At 50.1% G+C, this 16,395-nt stretch carries 16 protein-coding genes and 1 tRNA gene; 4 read left to right on the top strand and 13 right to left on the bottom strand.

What is annotated here, in order from left to right; genetic code table 11:
- Window positions 1-25: 25 nt before the first annotated feature.
- The 6 genes from ACOQPU_RS22915 to ACOQPU_RS22890 all read right to left on the bottom strand — a co-directional run bounded on the left by ACOQPU_RS22915 (window position 26) and on the right by ACOQPU_RS22890 (window position 6,332).
- Window positions 26-2,149 carry a response regulator gene (locus tag ACOQPU_RS22915; RefSeq protein WP_420642156.1) on the bottom strand — a complete coding sequence of 708 codons (2,124 nt, stop codon included), beginning with the start codon at window positions 2,147-2,149 and terminating at the stop codon, window positions 26-28.
- Window positions 2,100-2,606 (bottom strand): Rab family GTPase, encoded by a 507-nt coding sequence (locus tag ACOQPU_RS22910; protein WP_420642155.1) that lies wholly within the window; start codon window positions 2,604-2,606, stop codon window positions 2,100-2,102. The genes ACOQPU_RS22915 and ACOQPU_RS22910 overlap by 50 nt, the downstream gene beginning before the upstream one ends.
- 95 nt (window positions 2,607-2,701) lie before the next feature.
- A complete protein-coding gene (locus tag ACOQPU_RS22905) occupies window positions 2,702-4,342 on the bottom strand; it encodes a hypothetical protein (RefSeq protein WP_420642154.1) in 1,641 nt (546 codons plus the stop codon).
- Window positions 4,343-4,363: 21 nt separating this feature from the next.
- Window positions 4,364-5,116, bottom strand: coding sequence for a hypothetical protein (locus tag ACOQPU_RS22900; RefSeq protein WP_420642153.1), 753 nt, complete (start codon window positions 5,114-5,116; stop codon window positions 4,364-4,366).
- An 89-nt stretch (window positions 5,117-5,205) separates the two neighbouring features.
- Complete coding sequence (locus ACOQPU_RS22895; protein ID WP_420645803.1) at window positions 5,206-5,868, bottom strand: IS630 family transposase; 663 nt, start codon at window positions 5,866-5,868, stop codon at window positions 5,206-5,208.
- An 11-nt stretch (window positions 5,869-5,879) separates the two neighbouring features.
- Window positions 5,880-6,332 (bottom strand): helix-turn-helix domain-containing protein, encoded by a 453-nt coding sequence (locus tag ACOQPU_RS22890; protein WP_420640814.1) that lies wholly within the window; start codon window positions 6,330-6,332, stop codon window positions 5,880-5,882.
- Between the two features lie 335 nt (window positions 6,333-6,667).
- Here ACOQPU_RS22890 and ACOQPU_RS22885 point away from each other — a divergent pair, with 335 nt between their 5' ends.
- The 4 genes from ACOQPU_RS22885 (at window position 6,668) to ACOQPU_RS22870 (ending at window position 8,964) form a co-directional block, all read left to right on the top strand.
- Complete coding sequence (locus tag ACOQPU_RS22885) at window positions 6,668-7,273, top strand: histidine phosphatase family protein (protein WP_420642152.1); 606 nt, start codon at window positions 6,668-6,670, stop codon at window positions 7,271-7,273.
- A gap of 21 nt (window positions 7,274-7,294) precedes the next feature.
- Window positions 7,295-8,257: a CPBP family intramembrane glutamic endopeptidase gene (locus ACOQPU_RS22880; protein ID WP_420642151.1), complete on the top strand. Its 963-nt coding sequence runs from the start codon at window positions 7,295-7,297 to the stop codon at window positions 8,255-8,257.
- Between the two features lie 51 nt (window positions 8,258-8,308).
- Window positions 8,309-8,385, top strand: a tRNA-Pro gene (locus tag ACOQPU_RS22875).
- Window positions 8,386-8,469: 84 nt separating this feature from the next.
- Window positions 8,470-8,964 (top strand): hypothetical protein, encoded by a 495-nt coding sequence (locus tag ACOQPU_RS22870; RefSeq protein ID WP_420642150.1) that lies wholly within the window; start codon window positions 8,470-8,472, stop codon window positions 8,962-8,964.
- A gap of 135 nt (window positions 8,965-9,099) precedes the next feature.
- On the opposite strand, the gene ACOQPU_RS22865 is transcribed toward ACOQPU_RS22870, so the two are convergent.
- The 7 genes from ACOQPU_RS22865 to ACOQPU_RS22835 all read right to left on the bottom strand — a co-directional run bounded on the left by ACOQPU_RS22865 (window position 9,100) and on the right by ACOQPU_RS22835 (window position 16,265).
- Entirely contained in the window at window positions 9,100-10,131 is a 1,032-nt protein-coding gene (locus ACOQPU_RS22865) for a lysylphosphatidylglycerol synthase transmembrane domain-containing protein (RefSeq protein ID WP_420642149.1), read from the bottom strand.
- A 95-nt stretch (window positions 10,132-10,226) separates the two neighbouring features.
- Window positions 10,227-11,438 carry a mannosyltransferase family protein gene (locus ACOQPU_RS22860; RefSeq protein ID WP_420642148.1) on the bottom strand — a complete coding sequence of 404 codons (1,212 nt, stop codon included), beginning with the start codon at window positions 11,436-11,438 and terminating at the stop codon, window positions 10,227-10,229.
- 190 nt (window positions 11,439-11,628) lie between these two features.
- Complete coding sequence (locus ACOQPU_RS22855; RefSeq protein ID WP_420642147.1) at window positions 11,629-12,096, bottom strand: hypothetical protein; 468 nt, start codon at window positions 12,094-12,096, stop codon at window positions 11,629-11,631.
- Window positions 12,097-12,189: 93 nt separating this feature from the next.
- A complete protein-coding gene (locus ACOQPU_RS22850; RefSeq protein WP_420642146.1) occupies window positions 12,190-12,669 on the bottom strand; it encodes a hypothetical protein in 480 nt (159 codons plus the stop codon).
- Window positions 12,670-12,790: 121 nt separating this feature from the next.
- Window positions 12,791-14,317 (bottom strand): protein O-mannosyl-transferase family, encoded by a 1,527-nt coding sequence (locus ACOQPU_RS22845; RefSeq protein WP_420642145.1) that lies wholly within the window; start codon window positions 14,315-14,317, stop codon window positions 12,791-12,793.
- A gap of 191 nt (window positions 14,318-14,508) precedes the next feature.
- On the bottom strand, window positions 14,509-15,723 hold the full coding sequence (locus ACOQPU_RS22840) for a hypothetical protein (RefSeq protein ID WP_420642144.1): 1,215 nt from the start codon (window positions 15,721-15,723) through the stop codon (window positions 14,509-14,511).
- Window positions 15,720-16,265 (bottom strand): sigma-70 family RNA polymerase sigma factor, encoded by a 546-nt coding sequence (locus tag ACOQPU_RS22835; protein ID WP_420642143.1) that lies wholly within the window; start codon window positions 16,263-16,265, stop codon window positions 15,720-15,722. Before ACOQPU_RS22835 ends, ACOQPU_RS22840 begins: the two co-directional genes overlap by 4 nt.
- Window positions 16,266-16,395 lie beyond the last annotated feature (130 nt).

Below are 16,395 nucleotides of genomic sequence, written 5' to 3'. Positions count from 1 at the left end.
GTTGGGGAAAGCAAGAACGCGTGAGTTAGTCCGTACGCCCTAAAACGCGCTCCAGCTTGGTGACAAGCTGCCCAATGGTGAATGGTTTTTGTAGCAAATTAACAGATTCTCCAGGCAACCCATGATTCATGATCACTGTATCTGTATAGCCTGTCATGTAGAGAATTTTGAGGCTGGGCGTTTGCTGCTGCAAATATTGTGCCAATTCGTGGCCACTCATTTTGGGCAACACAACATCCGTCAGCAATAGGTCAATGGACTCGGCCTCATTTTGGTAAATTTCCAGTGCCTCAACACCGTTCCGAGCCACTAATATGCGGTATCCACTTTTACTTAACCCCTCGTCCAGTAAATCGCGCACATCTTTTTCGTCTTCAACCAGCAGAATGGTTGCACCCCCACTGCGTAGGTTCAGGCCTGCGGTATCTGCTTCCGCTGCCGCCTTCGCTGCGGTGGAGCGGGGTAACAAAATCTCAAAGGTTGTCCCCGCCTTAATTTCGCTGTAGACTGCAACACCACCATTGCTTTGGGCTACAATGCCGTATACGCTTGACAAACCTAGCCCTGTGCCTTTGCCCAATTCTTTCGTCGTAAAAAATGGCTCGAAGATGCGCTTGATCGTCTCTTGGCTCATCCCCTTGCCCGTATCCTGAACCATTAGGCGAATGTATTCACCGGGTTCCAAATCTGGCGTGAAACGGCCGTCTTTCCTTTCCAGCGTATAATTCTCTGTCTTGATAGTGAGGTTACCGCCTTGCGGCATCGCATCGCGAGCATTCACCGCCAGGTTCATTATCACCTGGCTAATCTGCCCTGGGTCCCCCTCAACCTGCCACAAATCTGGTGCCAGCAGCGTCGCAAACTGGATATCTTCGCCTATCGGCCGTCGGATCATCTGCTCTACTTCGGTTATAATCTCGTTCAGATTCAGCTCTTCCAACTGTAACACTTGCTGCCGACTAAAGGCTAACAATTGGTACGTCAAGTCAGAGGCTCGTTTTCCGGCCGTATGAATCGGATTAACGTACTTAACCACCATCGGGTCTTGCCCATACAGGCGCAGCAATAAATCTGAATAGCTCATGATAATGGTGAGCACATTGTTGAAATCGTGGGCAATCCCTCCTGCCAGCAAGCCAATCGCTTCCATTTTTTGGGCTTGCAACAAAGCTGTTTCCAGCTGTTTACGTTCAGTCGCATCTCGCTCAATAGAAACAAAATGGGTCAGCTCACTGTTTTTATTCATGATGGGTGCAACCGTCATGTCTGCCCAATATTCGGTACCATCTTTGCGATAGTTTATTAGCTCTACGTGCACCGCTTCTCGATTAGATAATGCTCGGCGAATTTTTTCTAACTGGCGTGGATCGGTATTTGGTCCATGAAATACCTGGCGCGATTGCCCTACAATTTCTTTGTACTTATAACCCGTCGCTTTGGTAAACGCCTTATTGACATAAACAATCCCAGCCTGATTTAAATCCTCAGGCTGGGCTTCAGTAATAATTACCGTATCGCTCGTATTGACGATGGCTGCTTCCAGCAGGCGCAGTTGCTCATTGGCTAAAGCCAATTCGGCCGTACGCTCTTTAACGCGCTGCTCCAGCTCCTCATTTAGCTTCTGCAACGCGGCCTCTGCCTTTTTGCGGCGTGCAATCTCTTGCTTAAGTTCGTTCCGCTGCTGGGTAAGCGTTTGCTGTAAACTACCAAATTGCGTGCTGTTTTCTACGGTGAGTAAAAAACCATTTTGGGGATGCAGTGAATCGAGCAAAGCAAGCTGAAGTGTTAGGTAAGAAAATTGATCGCCTGCCTGTTTACGAGCAACATTCTCGAGCAAAAAAATATCCCGCTTGCCCGCTACAAGATCTTCAAAGGCAGTCTGAGAGCCTACCAACTCACCAAAGAGGTTTTCAATTGGCTGGTTGGTGAAAGATTCCATAAACGCAACTTGCATAACTTCACCCAGGTTAGGCGAGATATATTGAATGAGCCGCTCTGGAGAAAGGGCGAGGTAAGCATGCTGCTGCGAATTTTGCAGAACCTCAAAGAGCTGATTGGCCAGCTTGACGGTATCAAAGTCGGTTTCTGGCTGGCTCATATCAATCTTCTTCCAAGGCATCGGCGAGTTGGGTAAAGGCTTCGTTGACATTTTCGCCTGTCTTGGCACTGGTGAGCAAAAAGCTATCAGCGAGCGTTGCGAGTGCCAAACGCAAATGATGGTCAGTTACGGCACGGTCTATTGTGAGGTCAACTTTGTTACCAATAAAAATGAGTACGGCCGTTTCGTTGACAGCACGCATCTGTTCAGCATAGTAAGCCAGCTTCGGCACACTGTCTGGGCGGGTCAAGTCACATACAATCAATGCCCCGGCGGCGCCAAGCAAATAGTTTTGCCCAATCTTTGTAAAATCCTCACCACCAATTAAATCCCAAATAAAAAAGTCTAGAAAATGGTCGGCACGTTCCAGTCGCTTGCGCGACATATGCACCCCGATGGTGCTGAGGTAAGATTCGTCGAAGCGTTCTTCTACATAACGCCGGATTAGGCTGGTTTTGCCCACAGAAAAATCACCAAGTAGGCAAATTTTCTTTTGTACAATCTTCATTAACTATGATTCTCTAAGTACCTAATCCGAATATTGGCAACAGAGATTTTTGAGATAGGCTTCTTTCTCTATAGCTGTTTCGGATGAATTGTAAACTAAAATCCTCTAGTTGGTGTCGGCGTAATTAAATAATCAGGAATTGGAATACGCAAGTCTATCCATTGTAACAAAACCCAGCCTTCTTGTAAGCCATTTCGGTCAATCCATTCAATTTTGGCCCAATCAGCATAGACAGCAACAATCGTAACGGCCGTTCCCTCAATCACTTCACCCGTACGCGGTGCAAACAGGCGCGGTTCCGATAGCGTAAATACATTCCCAATCATAAGTGCCGAAATTGGCGTAGGCGTCAGTGAAGGGGTTAACGTTACGGTTGGCGTGGGCGTGTTGGTTGGTGCAGACGTATTAGTTGGCGTTTGGGTAGGCGTGGGCGTAAACGTTGGCGTAAACGTAGGTGTGTTGGTTGGCGTTTGCGAAGGCGTTAGCGTGGGAATTGGGGTATTAGTTGGCACGGGTGTATTTGTCGGGGATGGTGTAATCGTTGGCGTGTTGGTGGCTGTCGCGGTAGCTGTTGGCGTTGGGGATGGAAACGCCACCGGCAGCAAAGCAACCGTAAACTGCAAATAAAAACAGGAAAGTGCCAAAAAAAGTACGCCCCCCAACCCCAGAATAAAGATAAACCAACGCTGGAGTCGGCTCAATGGCTTGCTTTTTTCTGGTGCTCCAGCCGCAATTTCCATCAACTCGGCCAGCTTCGACGCCAAAGGCGGCAATGTTTCGGGATCGCCTGCGTAACTGCGCAACTCTTCCTCATAATCCAAATGCAGCTCTGAGGCAAACGTTTGCAGTTCTCCCCGGAACCCGGCTGGCTCGATACCATTAATTACAACCGCCAGATACGCATATTGTCCTCCCTGAATAATGATTCGATCATCCCCATACTGAATCTCATCAAGGTCCGTGTCTGCCCGTCCACGACCAAAAGAGTCCCGAGCAAATTGGCGAATGGCCGTAAGCATTCCACCAATCATGCCAGAGCTCAAATCTGCGTCTTCGGTTGGGTAAGTTGCCAACAGCAGCCCACTGTCACGCTGAATAAAGAAGATCTGCTCAACGTTGAAAGGAATTGCGTCCCGGAGAGCCAATTCTGAACGGGAAACACCGCGAATACGCGCCGTAAATTGTCGCCAAATATCCCCTGAGGTTTGCCGCAATCGTCTATCAATATTGCGCTGCAGTTCACGAAATGTTTCTGCCACTGACTTTTGCACCGAGGCACCAATGATTGGATAGATAGCATCAATCATATCTTGACGGCTGTTGCGAATTTGGGTGCGGATGGCTTGTCCCATGATAGGGCTAAATGCTTTAGCCATCTCCTCGCGATCTTCCTCGATACGCTTGCCTATAAGTCGGCCAAATACCGGGGAAAGTCTGCTCAAGAGGCTTTCAGAACGGCCGAAATTTTTGTAGTTTAAAATGGAAATATTGGTTTGTAGATCAAGCAATTGATCTTCGTAGGCACGTTCAACTTGTAGCAGCTTGGCCTCTAGTTGTTCAATTTTTTCTTGCAGCTCCTCAATCGTGCCTTCAGACTCCCGGTAAGCCGCAAGTTCCTCTTCTAACACCCGAATTCGCTCACGCTCACGTGCCAAAAGAATGGATTGCGCAGAGCGTAATAAATCCTCTTCACTGCGTCGTGAAGCAGGGTTATCATCAAAGGGAGGAATGGTCATTACAGCTTAGGCAGCGACTGTCTATCCGTTGTAGAGGCGGCGTCCTAACTCCATGTATAATTGTGCCAAATCGTGACGAGCGGCAGCTTTATCATCTAATGCCGCCGTTAGTTTCAAGGTTTCCTGGCGTAAATCATCATCCCGTTTTTGAGATTCATTCCGTGCAGCGTTAACTCGCTGCACCTGCTCTTCGTTGAGACGGGTAATTTGTTGGGAAAGCTCTTTTTGCACCTTGCCTATTTGGGTAATGAGGTCAGTGGCTAGCTTATCAAGGCGTTCGCCTAACTCTTGCTGGGCTTGCCGAAGATTGTTAGCCTGAGTGGAGGCCTGTTTGTCTACGTACTCCATCAGTTCGCGATGCAGTTTACGCATTTCAGCACCGTGATCATCTTCTTGCCGATCGAGCCGCTGGTTAATTTCTTGCTGAACGGCCGTTAACGCCTGTGCACTCTGCTTGCTCTGATTTTCTAACTGTTCAGCAAGTCGGGCTTGGGCATCAGTGAGTTTATTCTGTGATGTCTCGGCTAAAGCAGCCAGCCGCTCACCAAAAGAATTCTGCAAGGTACGGTTAACCGTTTCTAAGTTGGCTTCAACCGCATTAAATCGGCTCTCGGTAGTGCGAATGTGGTTGCCCCAAAAGATTTCGCGCAAATCTTCCAGGTCATTTCTGGAACCGAACCCGTTTTCTTTGGGCATGGGCGGCATCGCGGGGGCTGAGGGGGCTGATTGCGGTGAACTTTTTTCTGTGGTTACGGTTGTTTCTTGCTTGGCCATATCATTCTCCCTGGATATAAAGATATTTTGCCTTCTCAACTAAGTGCTTTGTAAACAAAGTATATTTAGAAATATAAGGCGTTAACAAATTACTGAACGTTAACAATTGGATAAAGTCGCTTCAGTTTAATGCGAGCATCAGTGCAAGTAAATTGCCAATCAACACCCACTTGGCGTTTATTGCGTTGTGTTTCCCAAGCTGCTACTTGGTTGCGAACTTCGTCAATATCCACCTTCCGTCGCTTCAATGCCTGACGACGTAAAACAGATAATTCACATTCAGCAATATTGAGCCAACTGCCATGCTCTGGTGTGTAATGCCATTCAAGTTTGTCCGCAATCCGGCGTGCTTCTGCTGGTTCATACCGTTCATATAAAGAAGCGATATGGTGAATGTTCAAGTTATCCACAACCAAGACAATCGTCTCTGCATCAGGATAAACCTCGTCGACTAATGATTTCAACACCTGTGCAAATTCAATCTTGCGGCGTTGTGGATAAATCCATGTTTTGCGAAATCCGGCTAATGGTTCGACGGCCAGAAAAAGGGAACACTTCCCATGTCGTTGGTACTCATAGTCTTCTCGAACGGGTTGTCCTGGTTGCAGCGGAATTTCACCTCTTGGTGTTGACCGCAACGCTTTTTGAATTTCATCCAGGCAAACCATCGGCCGTTTCGGGTCGTAGGGTCGTTCATAAACGGAGAGGACATCTTCCATTTTGGCGACAAAGCGTGCCCCAGGTTTGGGCAGACACCACGATTTTACTTGCCAAGGCTTGAGTTCATTTTTTTTAGCTTATTTCCTATGGCGGTGTGACTAATCTCATCAACCACCTCTAGTTTTACCAGCCCATCAGCCAATAATCTCAGTGTCCACCGGTCATACCCCTCTGGTGGTTCGCTGCATGTCAAGGCAATCAGTTGTGCTTCTACATCTCCAGTCATTTTTGTCACCGGCCGCCCTGATCGTGGTTGGTCGTACAACGCTCTGTCCACACCACTTTCAAAGTAACGTCGTTTGATTTGGCTGACAGTAACATTGGATAGCATGGTTGCTTCTGCGACTTGAGCCAAGGTTCTCTTCTCCCCTTCGCTGCGGTTGAGTAGAAGCAACACCCTTGCCCGACTGATCACCCTTGCTTTGTGTTCACCCGACTTTATCAATTGTTCAAGTTCAGTTTTTTCATTTTGTGGAAGTTTTATATGTTTTGCCATTCCACAAGTTTATTCGATAACTATGTTTACTAACAAATTTGCTTTACAGAGCACTAAGCATTTAGCAGTTCTATGGAGTAGGCATAAAAACCCTCTCTAACTTATTGTGAATTACTCACAATAATTATTTGCTACCCTTATGATTTGTGTTTCAACAATTTTCTTCTTCTATTTTTACGTTTGTGTGGATTTGTTATTGTAAAGCCCTCGAGCATTAAGTTAACACAAAATTGCATTGAAATCAATAATACCTCCCCAAATAAATGGCAGAATCTGCGCCTTGTTTTCTGTGTGGCTCTTTTCCGTTTGGGCGGCATTGTCATATACTTAAAGCTATGAAGATTTACCTTACCCGGCACGGACAATCTCGCTGGCAAGTTGAGCGCAACGACAACGATTGGAACAGCCCGCTTACGGATCTGGGCCAGCGTCAGGCGCAGCTTTTGGCTACCTGGTTAGCCACCCATGCCAAACTAGACAATGGCTCTCGCGTGGAGATTGGTTGCGTGCGGGTAAGTCCCTTAAAACGCGCCCAGGAAACGGCCGTTCCCATTAGCACCACTCTCAACTGCCCCATCCACACAGATGCCTACCTGCGGGAAGCAGATTTTTACGTTTCAGAGCATCTTCCCTCAGCAGAATCCCCCTACCAGGCAATGCCGATTTACAAGCCATCCAACCGCTATGCGGTTTTTAAGCAGCAGGCACGCGCCGCCCTGTACGCCCTGGTTGCCGACGCAGAAACCAGCGGAAAGCCGGTGATCGGCGTGGCGCATGGCGGCTTGATTTCTACCATTTTGCGGCTGGCCACCGGCAGTGACACCGTCTCTTTTTGGCTATATAACACAAGCCTGAGCGTGCTAGAATGGAAGCGTGGCCGCTGGCATCTTGTTCATCTGAATTTGTGGGATCATTTGCCACCAGCGTGGCGAACGTTTTAGATTCATTTTTGAGAAGTTTTCATGATCATTGTGATTGTTTTGCTGGTTGTGGGCCTGATTATTCTGGCTAACGCGGTGCGGCAACAAGAAGCAGAGACATTTCATAAACTGTTCGATTTGTTGTTAATCGGGCTAAACGCCCCCCTGTTTTTTGTGGGTGTGCTGCTGGTTTTTCAATACAATGAATTACGTGACTTTGTTGATCTTCAAGTCGATAGCCCGACGGCCGTTGGCATCTTTTTGCAGGCAACGGCCGTTTGGGGGGTCATCGTCTGTTTTCGCTCTACCCGGCACAGTCTGGAAAGATTCTTGCCCCTCGATCCACACTCGCCAGTCCATACGCTAGCCCTAGTGTTAAGCGGTTACTTTGCCGGGTTTACCATTTTGCAAGTGGCTGGCGGGCTGGAAAACTTAGCAGAGAACCTGACAGAGGTCTCGGTTGGCGCATTTTTAGTTCAGCAACTTGGCTTTGTGGCCTTGGCTGTTTTGGGTGTGGGATTCAGAATGCGGCGGGATTTAGCACATGTCTTGCGCAGGCTGGGTTTAGAGGTATTGAACGGCCGTCAAATTATAGAATCCATTGGCTGGATCATCCTACTCATCTTGCTGCAAACTTTAGGTGGCATCGCTTGGCAAATTACCAACCCAGAAGATGCAGCCCTGGTTGAAAGCATCAGCCAAACGCTTTACCGGGATTTTGGTTTTTGGCATTGGCTGGCCCTGGCCATTGGTGCTGGCGTTGGGGAAGAAATTTTATTTCGCGGTGCGCTCCAGCCAGTGTTTGGCATTTGGTTCACCTCCCTGCTGTTTGCCATCGTGCATGTGCAGTATGGCCTGCTCACCCCGGCCACGCTGGTACTTTTTCTGCTATCCGTGATTTTGGGCGTTATTCGGCGGCGACACAATACTACTATGTCAATTTTGGTGCATTTTGGCTACGACTTTGTGTTGGGTATGTTTGCCCTTTTGGCAACTTCTTTGTGAACGCGCTTCATTTGCTTGGCATATGGCCATTTGCTATAATCCGCACGCTGTCGGGGCATGGCGCAGCTTGGTAGCGCGCTTCAATGGGGTTGAAGAGGTCGTGGGTTCGAATCCCGCTGCCCCGACCAGAGAATGAGAGAAAAACGCCACGTTTCGTCGCGTGGCGTTTTCTATTTGTACAAGACACCAAATCTGGGAAGATGGAGTATCAGATGAGCAGTGAAAAGAGCGGCAAAACTGCCCTGCTGCGCCGCAATGTTACGTTGAGCTTATTTGGCATTGGCCTCATTTTTACGGCCCTGTCTTTGGGGGCTGAATTTTTGGGGTTAGACATTACGCCGGGGTTTGGCATGGTGCAGATGTTCCAGCTATTGCTGGGCATCACAGCCATCACGGCCGCACTTTTTTTGCACATTAATGCATTGCGTCAGGAAACCGTTCGTTCGCTACAGGCCGATATAGGGGTGCGACTGGCGGCCACGGGCCTGGTTTTTGCCTACGTGACGGGGCTGTCTGATCTCATTCGCATTGGGACGCATGTGGAGCCGCAGTTTGAACGGCCGTTTGTGGGGCCGCTTCAGCTAGGAGGCTTGGCACTGGCTGTGCTGGTCATTGTTGTGGGGCTGGCACTGTATTACACCAGCCGGGGAACGCGCCAAAAATCATCTATGGAATTTATTGTGAACGGGAACGGCAACAGCCACTAAATTTTCTTTTCCGTTACGATGTGTAAATCACAGAAAGAAATTTGACGTGAGGTGACCCGCAAAATAGTGATTTACTCAGGGAAAACGGGAGAATCATCGTATTTTTAATTCAAACTACTTTCCTGTTTTCACCTGTTAAGAGATGGGGTCTGGTAGCTCCGGCAGTGGGGTATCCAAACGAAAACCAAGCGACTGGGCAAGGCCAACAAATGAAACCCGGACGCTATTCAACCCAATCACGCCTGCCAACACCATCAGCAAAAAGTTAATGGCGTGATATAGCACCGCTAGCGAAGCAGCCGCCTCGGAAGGCAACCCCAACACGGTCATCGCGGCGATGACGCCCATATGAAAAACGCCAATCTGCCCAGGCGATGAGGGGGCGGCAACCGCAAACGCGCCCACAATCATGATGAAGGTGGCATTCATAATGGAAGCTGGCAAATGCACGGCTTGCAGGGCTGCATTGTAGGCCAACACCACGGGCACCCAAGTTAGCAAGCTCAAACCTAGCAAGCCTAGCGCGGTGCGCCAGTGGGTAAAGGCGGTTAGCCCGTCTAGGAAATTATCAAGATGATGGTGAAATTTTTCATCGCGGAGGCGGCTCCATTTACCACCTAGCCAAGTGAGCAGTTTGTGGGCAAACGGCCGTTTCATTGCCACTACCATCAACAAGAAAACCAATCCTACCGTGACCATCCCAGAAACCAGCGCGGCCTGCTGCAGCCAGTCGGGCAACGACTCAATTCGCAACAGTACCAGCGGCAGCAGCAGCACCATCAGCAGCATGTCTAGCAGCCGTTCTACCACCATCGTCGTAAACCCTTGGGGCACAGAGAGCCTAGGCTGTTGCCCCACCAGCACCGCTCGCGCCACATCCCCCAAACGGAAGGGCAGCAGCTGCGTCAGCATCTGGCCAATGTTTTGAATGTGAAACATCTTGGCTTGGGGAATGCGATTGCCTAGTAAAAAACGCCAGCGAACGGCTCGCAAAAAGAGATAAATTAGAAGATAAACGGCCGTTCCCCACAAGTAACGCACATCCGTTTGCTGAATTGCCTGGGCAATATCGGCCGGCTTAATGATCCAAAATATGCCACCCAAACAGAGAAGGCTCATGGCCATTCCCAGGAAGAATTGTCGTTTTTTCTGTGTGCTTACCTGCATTTTTAGCTCCATTCTGGTTACCTTCTTAATTCAAAGCATTTTCCCGTTTTCACCAGGCAAGTTACATTCACATTCAGATTCCCGTATCACCATTTTCAGGCAACCCAATAGCCATTGGCGTACAGGGCAGTGAATAAAGCAAGAAGGGGCAGGGAAACGGCCGTTACCACCTTATCTACCCACGGATGCTCTCCCCACTCCGCCAACAAAATGAAGGCGGGGAAGAGTACCCACATATAGCGTCGCTGGCTCATGAGCAGGCCAGAGCTGAAGGGGATGACGACGCCCAGCAGCACAAAGGCAGCCTCAGCGTACCGCCCTTTGTAAAGTAGCACAATGCCCAAAATGAGAAATACGGTCACAAAGGCAAAGTCAATCCAGTTGTCGAAATGGATTTGCCCGGTGATGAAGGTTTGCAGCCAGCCCGCAGACGGCCGTTGCAGCAAATTACCTACCGTTTCAAAGGGGGATTGCGGCACGCGCCCCCAGGCCGCCGAGGCGTTGGCAAAGGCCAGGGCATCATCAAAAACGTACCAGAGGTACGCCATGTAGCTGACCAACCCCAGCGGCGCGCTGGCCGGAACCAGCAATGCCCAAAAGGACGGCCGTTCCTCAGCCTGGTAGGTGCGCCACTGCCGCCACCACTCCAGCAGCAGCATGGGCACAATGATGATGCCTACCAGGCGGCAAAGGGTGGCGGCAATGGCAAACGGTACGCTGTAGTGCCACTGACCGCGCCGGGCAAAGTAGTAAGCGGCAATGGTCACCAGCAAAAAGAGGGATTCCGTGTAGATGGCAGAGCCATAAAAAGCCAGAGGAAAGATAAGCAGATACCAGACGGCTCGATCCGCTACCTTTGCCGAGTAATTTTCAGCAACAAGACGGTAAAAGAAGACGGCCGTTCCCCACAAAGCCAAGTTGCTGATGATGATTCCGGAAACGGCCGCGTCGCCCGTTAGCGGCGTAATGGCTGCCATGAGCAACGGCAGCAGTGGGAAAAAAGCCACTGACGGCAACGGCACCCCCTGAAACTTGTACCCCTCTTCCACAATGCTGATGTAGAAACCCGTGTCCCAGCGGCTGGCAAACACATCCAGCAGGATGTTTTCTGTGCCGCGCAAGTGGTACGGTGGCGGTGAAGTGGCCTCTAGCAGCAAGGGTACTGCCAAATAGGCCACAATCAGCACACCCAGCCGGGTTGCCACAAAAACCAGCGTGGGCAACCAGAGCCAGCGGGGTACGACAAGATTGCTTAAGCGGTTAAAAACTGTTTCGGATGAGGAACTGCTGTTTAATTTCACGTCCATCGCTTTGTCCGGCTAAACGACAAACCACATTTAACAGTGACTGTCATCTATAAATTGAGTACAATGAAGAAGCAATTCTGGCAGTCTGGCCTCACATTGATTCTGGGAAACCATTTGTTGTGACCAAACCACCAGAACGCCCAAGGCTGTAGTGGTGCAGATAGTGGCGCTATCTCACCATTACAGCTTTTTAATGGGGTAGCCGCGTGCCAAAGCCAAAAACCTGCCCGACAAACCCATCCGGCACCCACACCAAAGGTGCATCGCTGCTCAGGATAAAGCCCTGCGTCGCTGAAGCGTTCATGTCTACTTCCATGGTGATGTCGTAATGACCATGCGCCATTTCAGAGGCGGGGCTTTGCACCACAAACTGCGCCATGCCGTGTTCATCTGTCATGACGCGACCCAGGTAACGGCCGTTTACAAACAGGGTGGCTGGCTTGTGCGCCGGAAACCCGGAGCCGGTAAAGGCAAACGCACTGCCCGGTGCACCCTCATTGGCGTGTACCGTCAGTTCAGGCGAATACACACCGGCCATCATGCGCCATTCCAGCGCGGCGGCGGGACGCTCCACGTAAGGCACCATGGCTATTCCTGCCAACAGAATAGCCAGAACAAATACCGTCCGCACAAGCGTCCTCAGACTAAATTGTTTCATAGTTACCTCCTTCGCAACTACAAATAGGGTGGATAAAACAGAAACTTGTTAGCGGGAACGGCCGTTACCCAGCCGCCCCCGTCATAACCAAAACTAACGACGCACAAGCGGCAAAAACGCACTGTTGCCCGTCGTACCAAAAGCAGGACCTGTAAAGCCACCTGGCGGTGAGACAACAGGTTCAGCACTATCTACTGTAATGGTTTTGAAGTCAGACACATTGGCATCCGTTTCCATCACCACAGTTAGATCGCCGTCGGGTTCGTCAGTCGCATCAATAATGAACGTTGCCGTCCCGTTGCTATCTGTGGTAACGCCACCCACCACTTGACCATTCACAAAAACAACCGCCAGGCGATTCGGTTGGTAGCCACTGCCTGTAAAAGCAAACTGACTCCCAGGCGCACCCTTGTTCTCATCCACGCTCAAATCCGGGGTATATGCGCCACCAAAAAGCTCCCAATTGATGGCGGCGCGTGCGTTGCCAACATACGGCAACAGCAACAAACCACCCAGCAACACAAACGCGGTGATGATTAACCGGCTAACTGCTTCTTTTTTTTCTTGACTCATTGCATCTCCTCTGAAAATAAATTTGCCACAGAGGTCACAGAGAAAAGAGAGGAAAATCTGTTCAATCTGTGAAATCTGTTGATTTTCATTCATGGTGTTGAGCTTGCGCTCATATGCAAAATTAATTACCTCGCCGCTCCAGCTTGTAAATTGGCCCCATTGAGGTGGCAGACGTATGCTGCAGAAGCGTCATGGACGGATTGTTGATATAGATTGGTCGCTCGTCAATTTGGTTCAGCACAAGCTGCTCCATGGCCTCGCCAGAGATGAGAAAGCGGTTGATCGTTTTCACGTCGGGGCGTTGGCCTTCTACCAACTGCAAATATTGCACAGCAGGCACGGTATCCCACCAACCTAAGACCAGGGCGTTGGGTTCAACCTCCCGCAAAATCGTTTCTGCCATTTCGCGCGTGCTCCAATCCTCAGAGCGATCTACCAGCCCCCAGTTCAAACCGACCGCTACCAAAACCGCCCCCACAGCCACCAGACGCACCAGACGCGGCGCAATCAATGGCTGGGTATAGCTAGATAGCCATACTGTTAGTTGCTGGTAGCCCACACCCAGCCAAATAGCCCAAATAAAGTAAGTGGGCAGGAACATGGTATCTTTGTCTATAACGCGGTAGTTGATGTAGAAGATGGCGTTAGCCAGAAAGATAAGCAGCAACATGCCGCCCAGCCGCCAGTTACGGCGGGTGAGAATACCCAACCCCAGCAGCCCCGGCCCAAGGCCGATCGCCAAAAACGATGTCCACAATTGCACACCGTAGGCAGCAATCTGGGATCCAACTTCACTTAGCTGATAACCAAACATCTGCCCAGCAAAGGTTTGCCCGGTAATGAGCCACCACAGGCCAGAAAGGCTTTGCAGGTTCGCAGGGTGGAAGGTGCCGCTGGCATCATATTCGCCAGCGTAGTTGAAAATGGGCTGGCTGGCGTGGCGCAGGGGTAAAATGAGAAATACGGCGAGGCCAAGCAAGAGGACCGTTCCCGCCGCAAGCCACACCCGCCAATTTTTAAACTGGGTGGGATGGCTGGTAAGCACATACCAAACCGCGCCAGGCACCAGCAGCACCGTGGCCATGTGGTTGCCCATGCTGGCCGTCATCAAAAAGATGGGCACTGCCAAGCGCAGGGGAGAGGGCGCATCTGCCCAGCGCAGCAAGCTGAGGATAATGCCCGCCATAAGGGCAGTGTGCAGCGTGTACACCTCTGCAATGAGGGACATGGCCCAAAAATAAGGAGCTGTCGCCAGCAGCCCCAAAGCCCCCAGCCGCAGCCAAGGCCCCACCTTGAGGCGACGCAAAATATAGTCGCCTTGCAACAGCGTTAGGGCACTCAAAAATGCGGAGAAGAGATTTAAGCGGTAGCCCATGTCGCTGCTCAGGGGCAGCCATGACCAAACCTTGCCCAGCAGCAGGTAAAGCGGATACCCTGTTGCTCGGATGATGCCATTGGTGGCAACGGCCGTTGTAAATTCAGCACTATCCAAATTGTAAATGGTGGGTGCCAAGGTGAGCCAATAGAGCAACAAGGGCAAAGCAAATATGGCAATGGCAAACCAGTCCAGGCTTGCCAGCCATTCACGCAGCTCATTGCGTGATTCATTTGAACGCACAATTGAGGGCAAAGTTGTAAGCTTAAACATCTTTTTCTCCATAAAGCACCCCAGCAGGTTTGGTGAAAAGTCTGGTTTAAAACCAATGCAAGAGGTAAGCAAGGTAGTGGTATCCGCCAGTAAGTGGCATTTCCAGCTAAAAAGTAACGAAATTGGATTTAGACATTTGTCAAACTAGGTTGCCTCGCCAAAGTGGGCTTGAATTTGACTGAGTCCGTATTTCAGCCGCCGTTGTCATTATCGTTGTCGTTGCCGCCACCGTTGTCGTTATCGTTGTCATTGTCGTTGTCATTGTCGTCGTTATCGTTGTCGTCGTTATCGTTGTCGTCGTTATCGCCGTCGTTGTCATTGCCATTGTCGTTATCGTTGTCATTGCCAGGTGTTGGCGTACTGGTTGGTTGTGTCTGTCTGGTTGGCGTGGGTGGAACGGCCGTTGGCTGGGATGTCGGCTCGGGCGTTTCTGTGGCCGTTGGTGTAGCCGTTGCTGTTGCTGTTGGCTCTGGCGAATTGGTAACGGTGACACCGGGCATGGTTGTCGCTGTTGGCGATTCATTCGCTGGGGTGGTTGTTGCTTTTGGCGTGGCTGTATTGCCCACTGGGGTGGTAATGGTGGGCGTTCTTGTTGCTGGCGTAACAGACGTTGGGGTTGAGGTTGTTGCGGCTACGGCCGTTTCCGTAGGCATATTGGTGCTGGTTTTGGTTGGTTCTGCTGTTGTGCTGGCAGTGGCAGAAGGCGTGGCTGTGCCAGCCACAGGCTGCAAAACAGTGATCTGGCTGACGTAAAGATGGCCCCCGCTAGCACGGCCGTTTACCAATACCAGTGCCCCCGTTTCTGCACCCTCAGCCACCACGGTATCTTCTGTTAGGCGCACAGAAACACCGGCAATGACCCAGTGGTTGCCCTGCTTGGTGTTGATAATGCCTTCAAAAGAGACATTGGCCGTTTCATCCGTCCGCAGGAGCGATTTCACTTCACGAACCCGCTCGACATTTTGCTGGGTATTTAGATTGAAAACGGCCGTCGCGTCCACCGCCTGATCCAACTGCCAGGTTTCTACCCAACGCTTGGTGTCATACAAAAAATCCCCAGGAACTGACGAGGCCGAAGCAAACAAAAACGTGAGGCCAACCAAAATCGTTACCATGGCCATAGAGGCTAAAGGCATAAGCGTCCGCTGCAAAGCCTGCCATGAAAACCATCCCTGTCGCTTCTCAGCACGTAGCTTGGCTGCTTGATGTAAAAATAGCTTTTGTGACCTCTGTTTAGCTGCTAAAGTGGGCTGCACAGGAATGTGCTTTAGCTGAGCCGCTACTATCAAAAACTTTTCGATTTCTTCCGCTTCACTTGGATATTGGTGTTTCAAATTTTCAATTGAAACACCCGCTTCAAACTGCTCCAGACAATCAAACAAGATTTGCTCGTGCACGATTTTCATGCCAATACTCCTTGTAGCATGATGCGCTGTGAGATAGCGGCAATAGCCCGTGCCTGCAGCATCTTGACAGAACCCTCACTTTTACCCATCGTATGGGCAACTTCCTGAATTGGCATTCCAAATCCAAAGCGCAGAGCCAACACATTTTGCTGATCATCTGTCAGACTTTTCATCAAGGCTTGTAAATTTTCATTTTGCATTATGTCGGCAATTTGCTGATCCAAACTTTGTTCAGCAGAGGGAATATCTTCATGAAGTATTGTGAAGCTATCTCGTTTCTTTTTGCGGTAATGCTCTTTGAGCACGTGCGAGGCAACACCGTACAGCCAACCGCGCAGGGTTTTCTGGGGTGCAGATTTATCGCGGACGGCACTTAATAAGCGCAAAAAGACCTCACTGGTCAGGTCTTCGGCCGTTTGGCTATCATTTACACGAAAAGCAATGTAACGGTAGATAGATGTGTAATATTTATTGTGTACCTCGGCCAGAGCGTCCTGGTCGAGGGCGCGAACGCGGTTGAGCAATTTGATTTCGTCGTGCATAACAATTATTTCCATGTAAATCACAATTTCGCGGCTCATTTTTCATCAAAATACTTTTTGTGATTGACACCATTTCGCAATTTGCATGGGCAAATTGTAGATTTTTGGCCAGCGGCACAGTAGGGGAGAA

This window comes from Candidatus Leptofilum sp., from assembly GCF_965223285.1.
In the GTDB taxonomy this organism is placed as follows: domain Bacteria; phylum Chloroflexota; class Anaerolineae; order Promineifilales; family Promineifilaceae; genus Leptofilum.
This window is presented reverse-complemented; position numbering and strand designations above follow the sequence as displayed.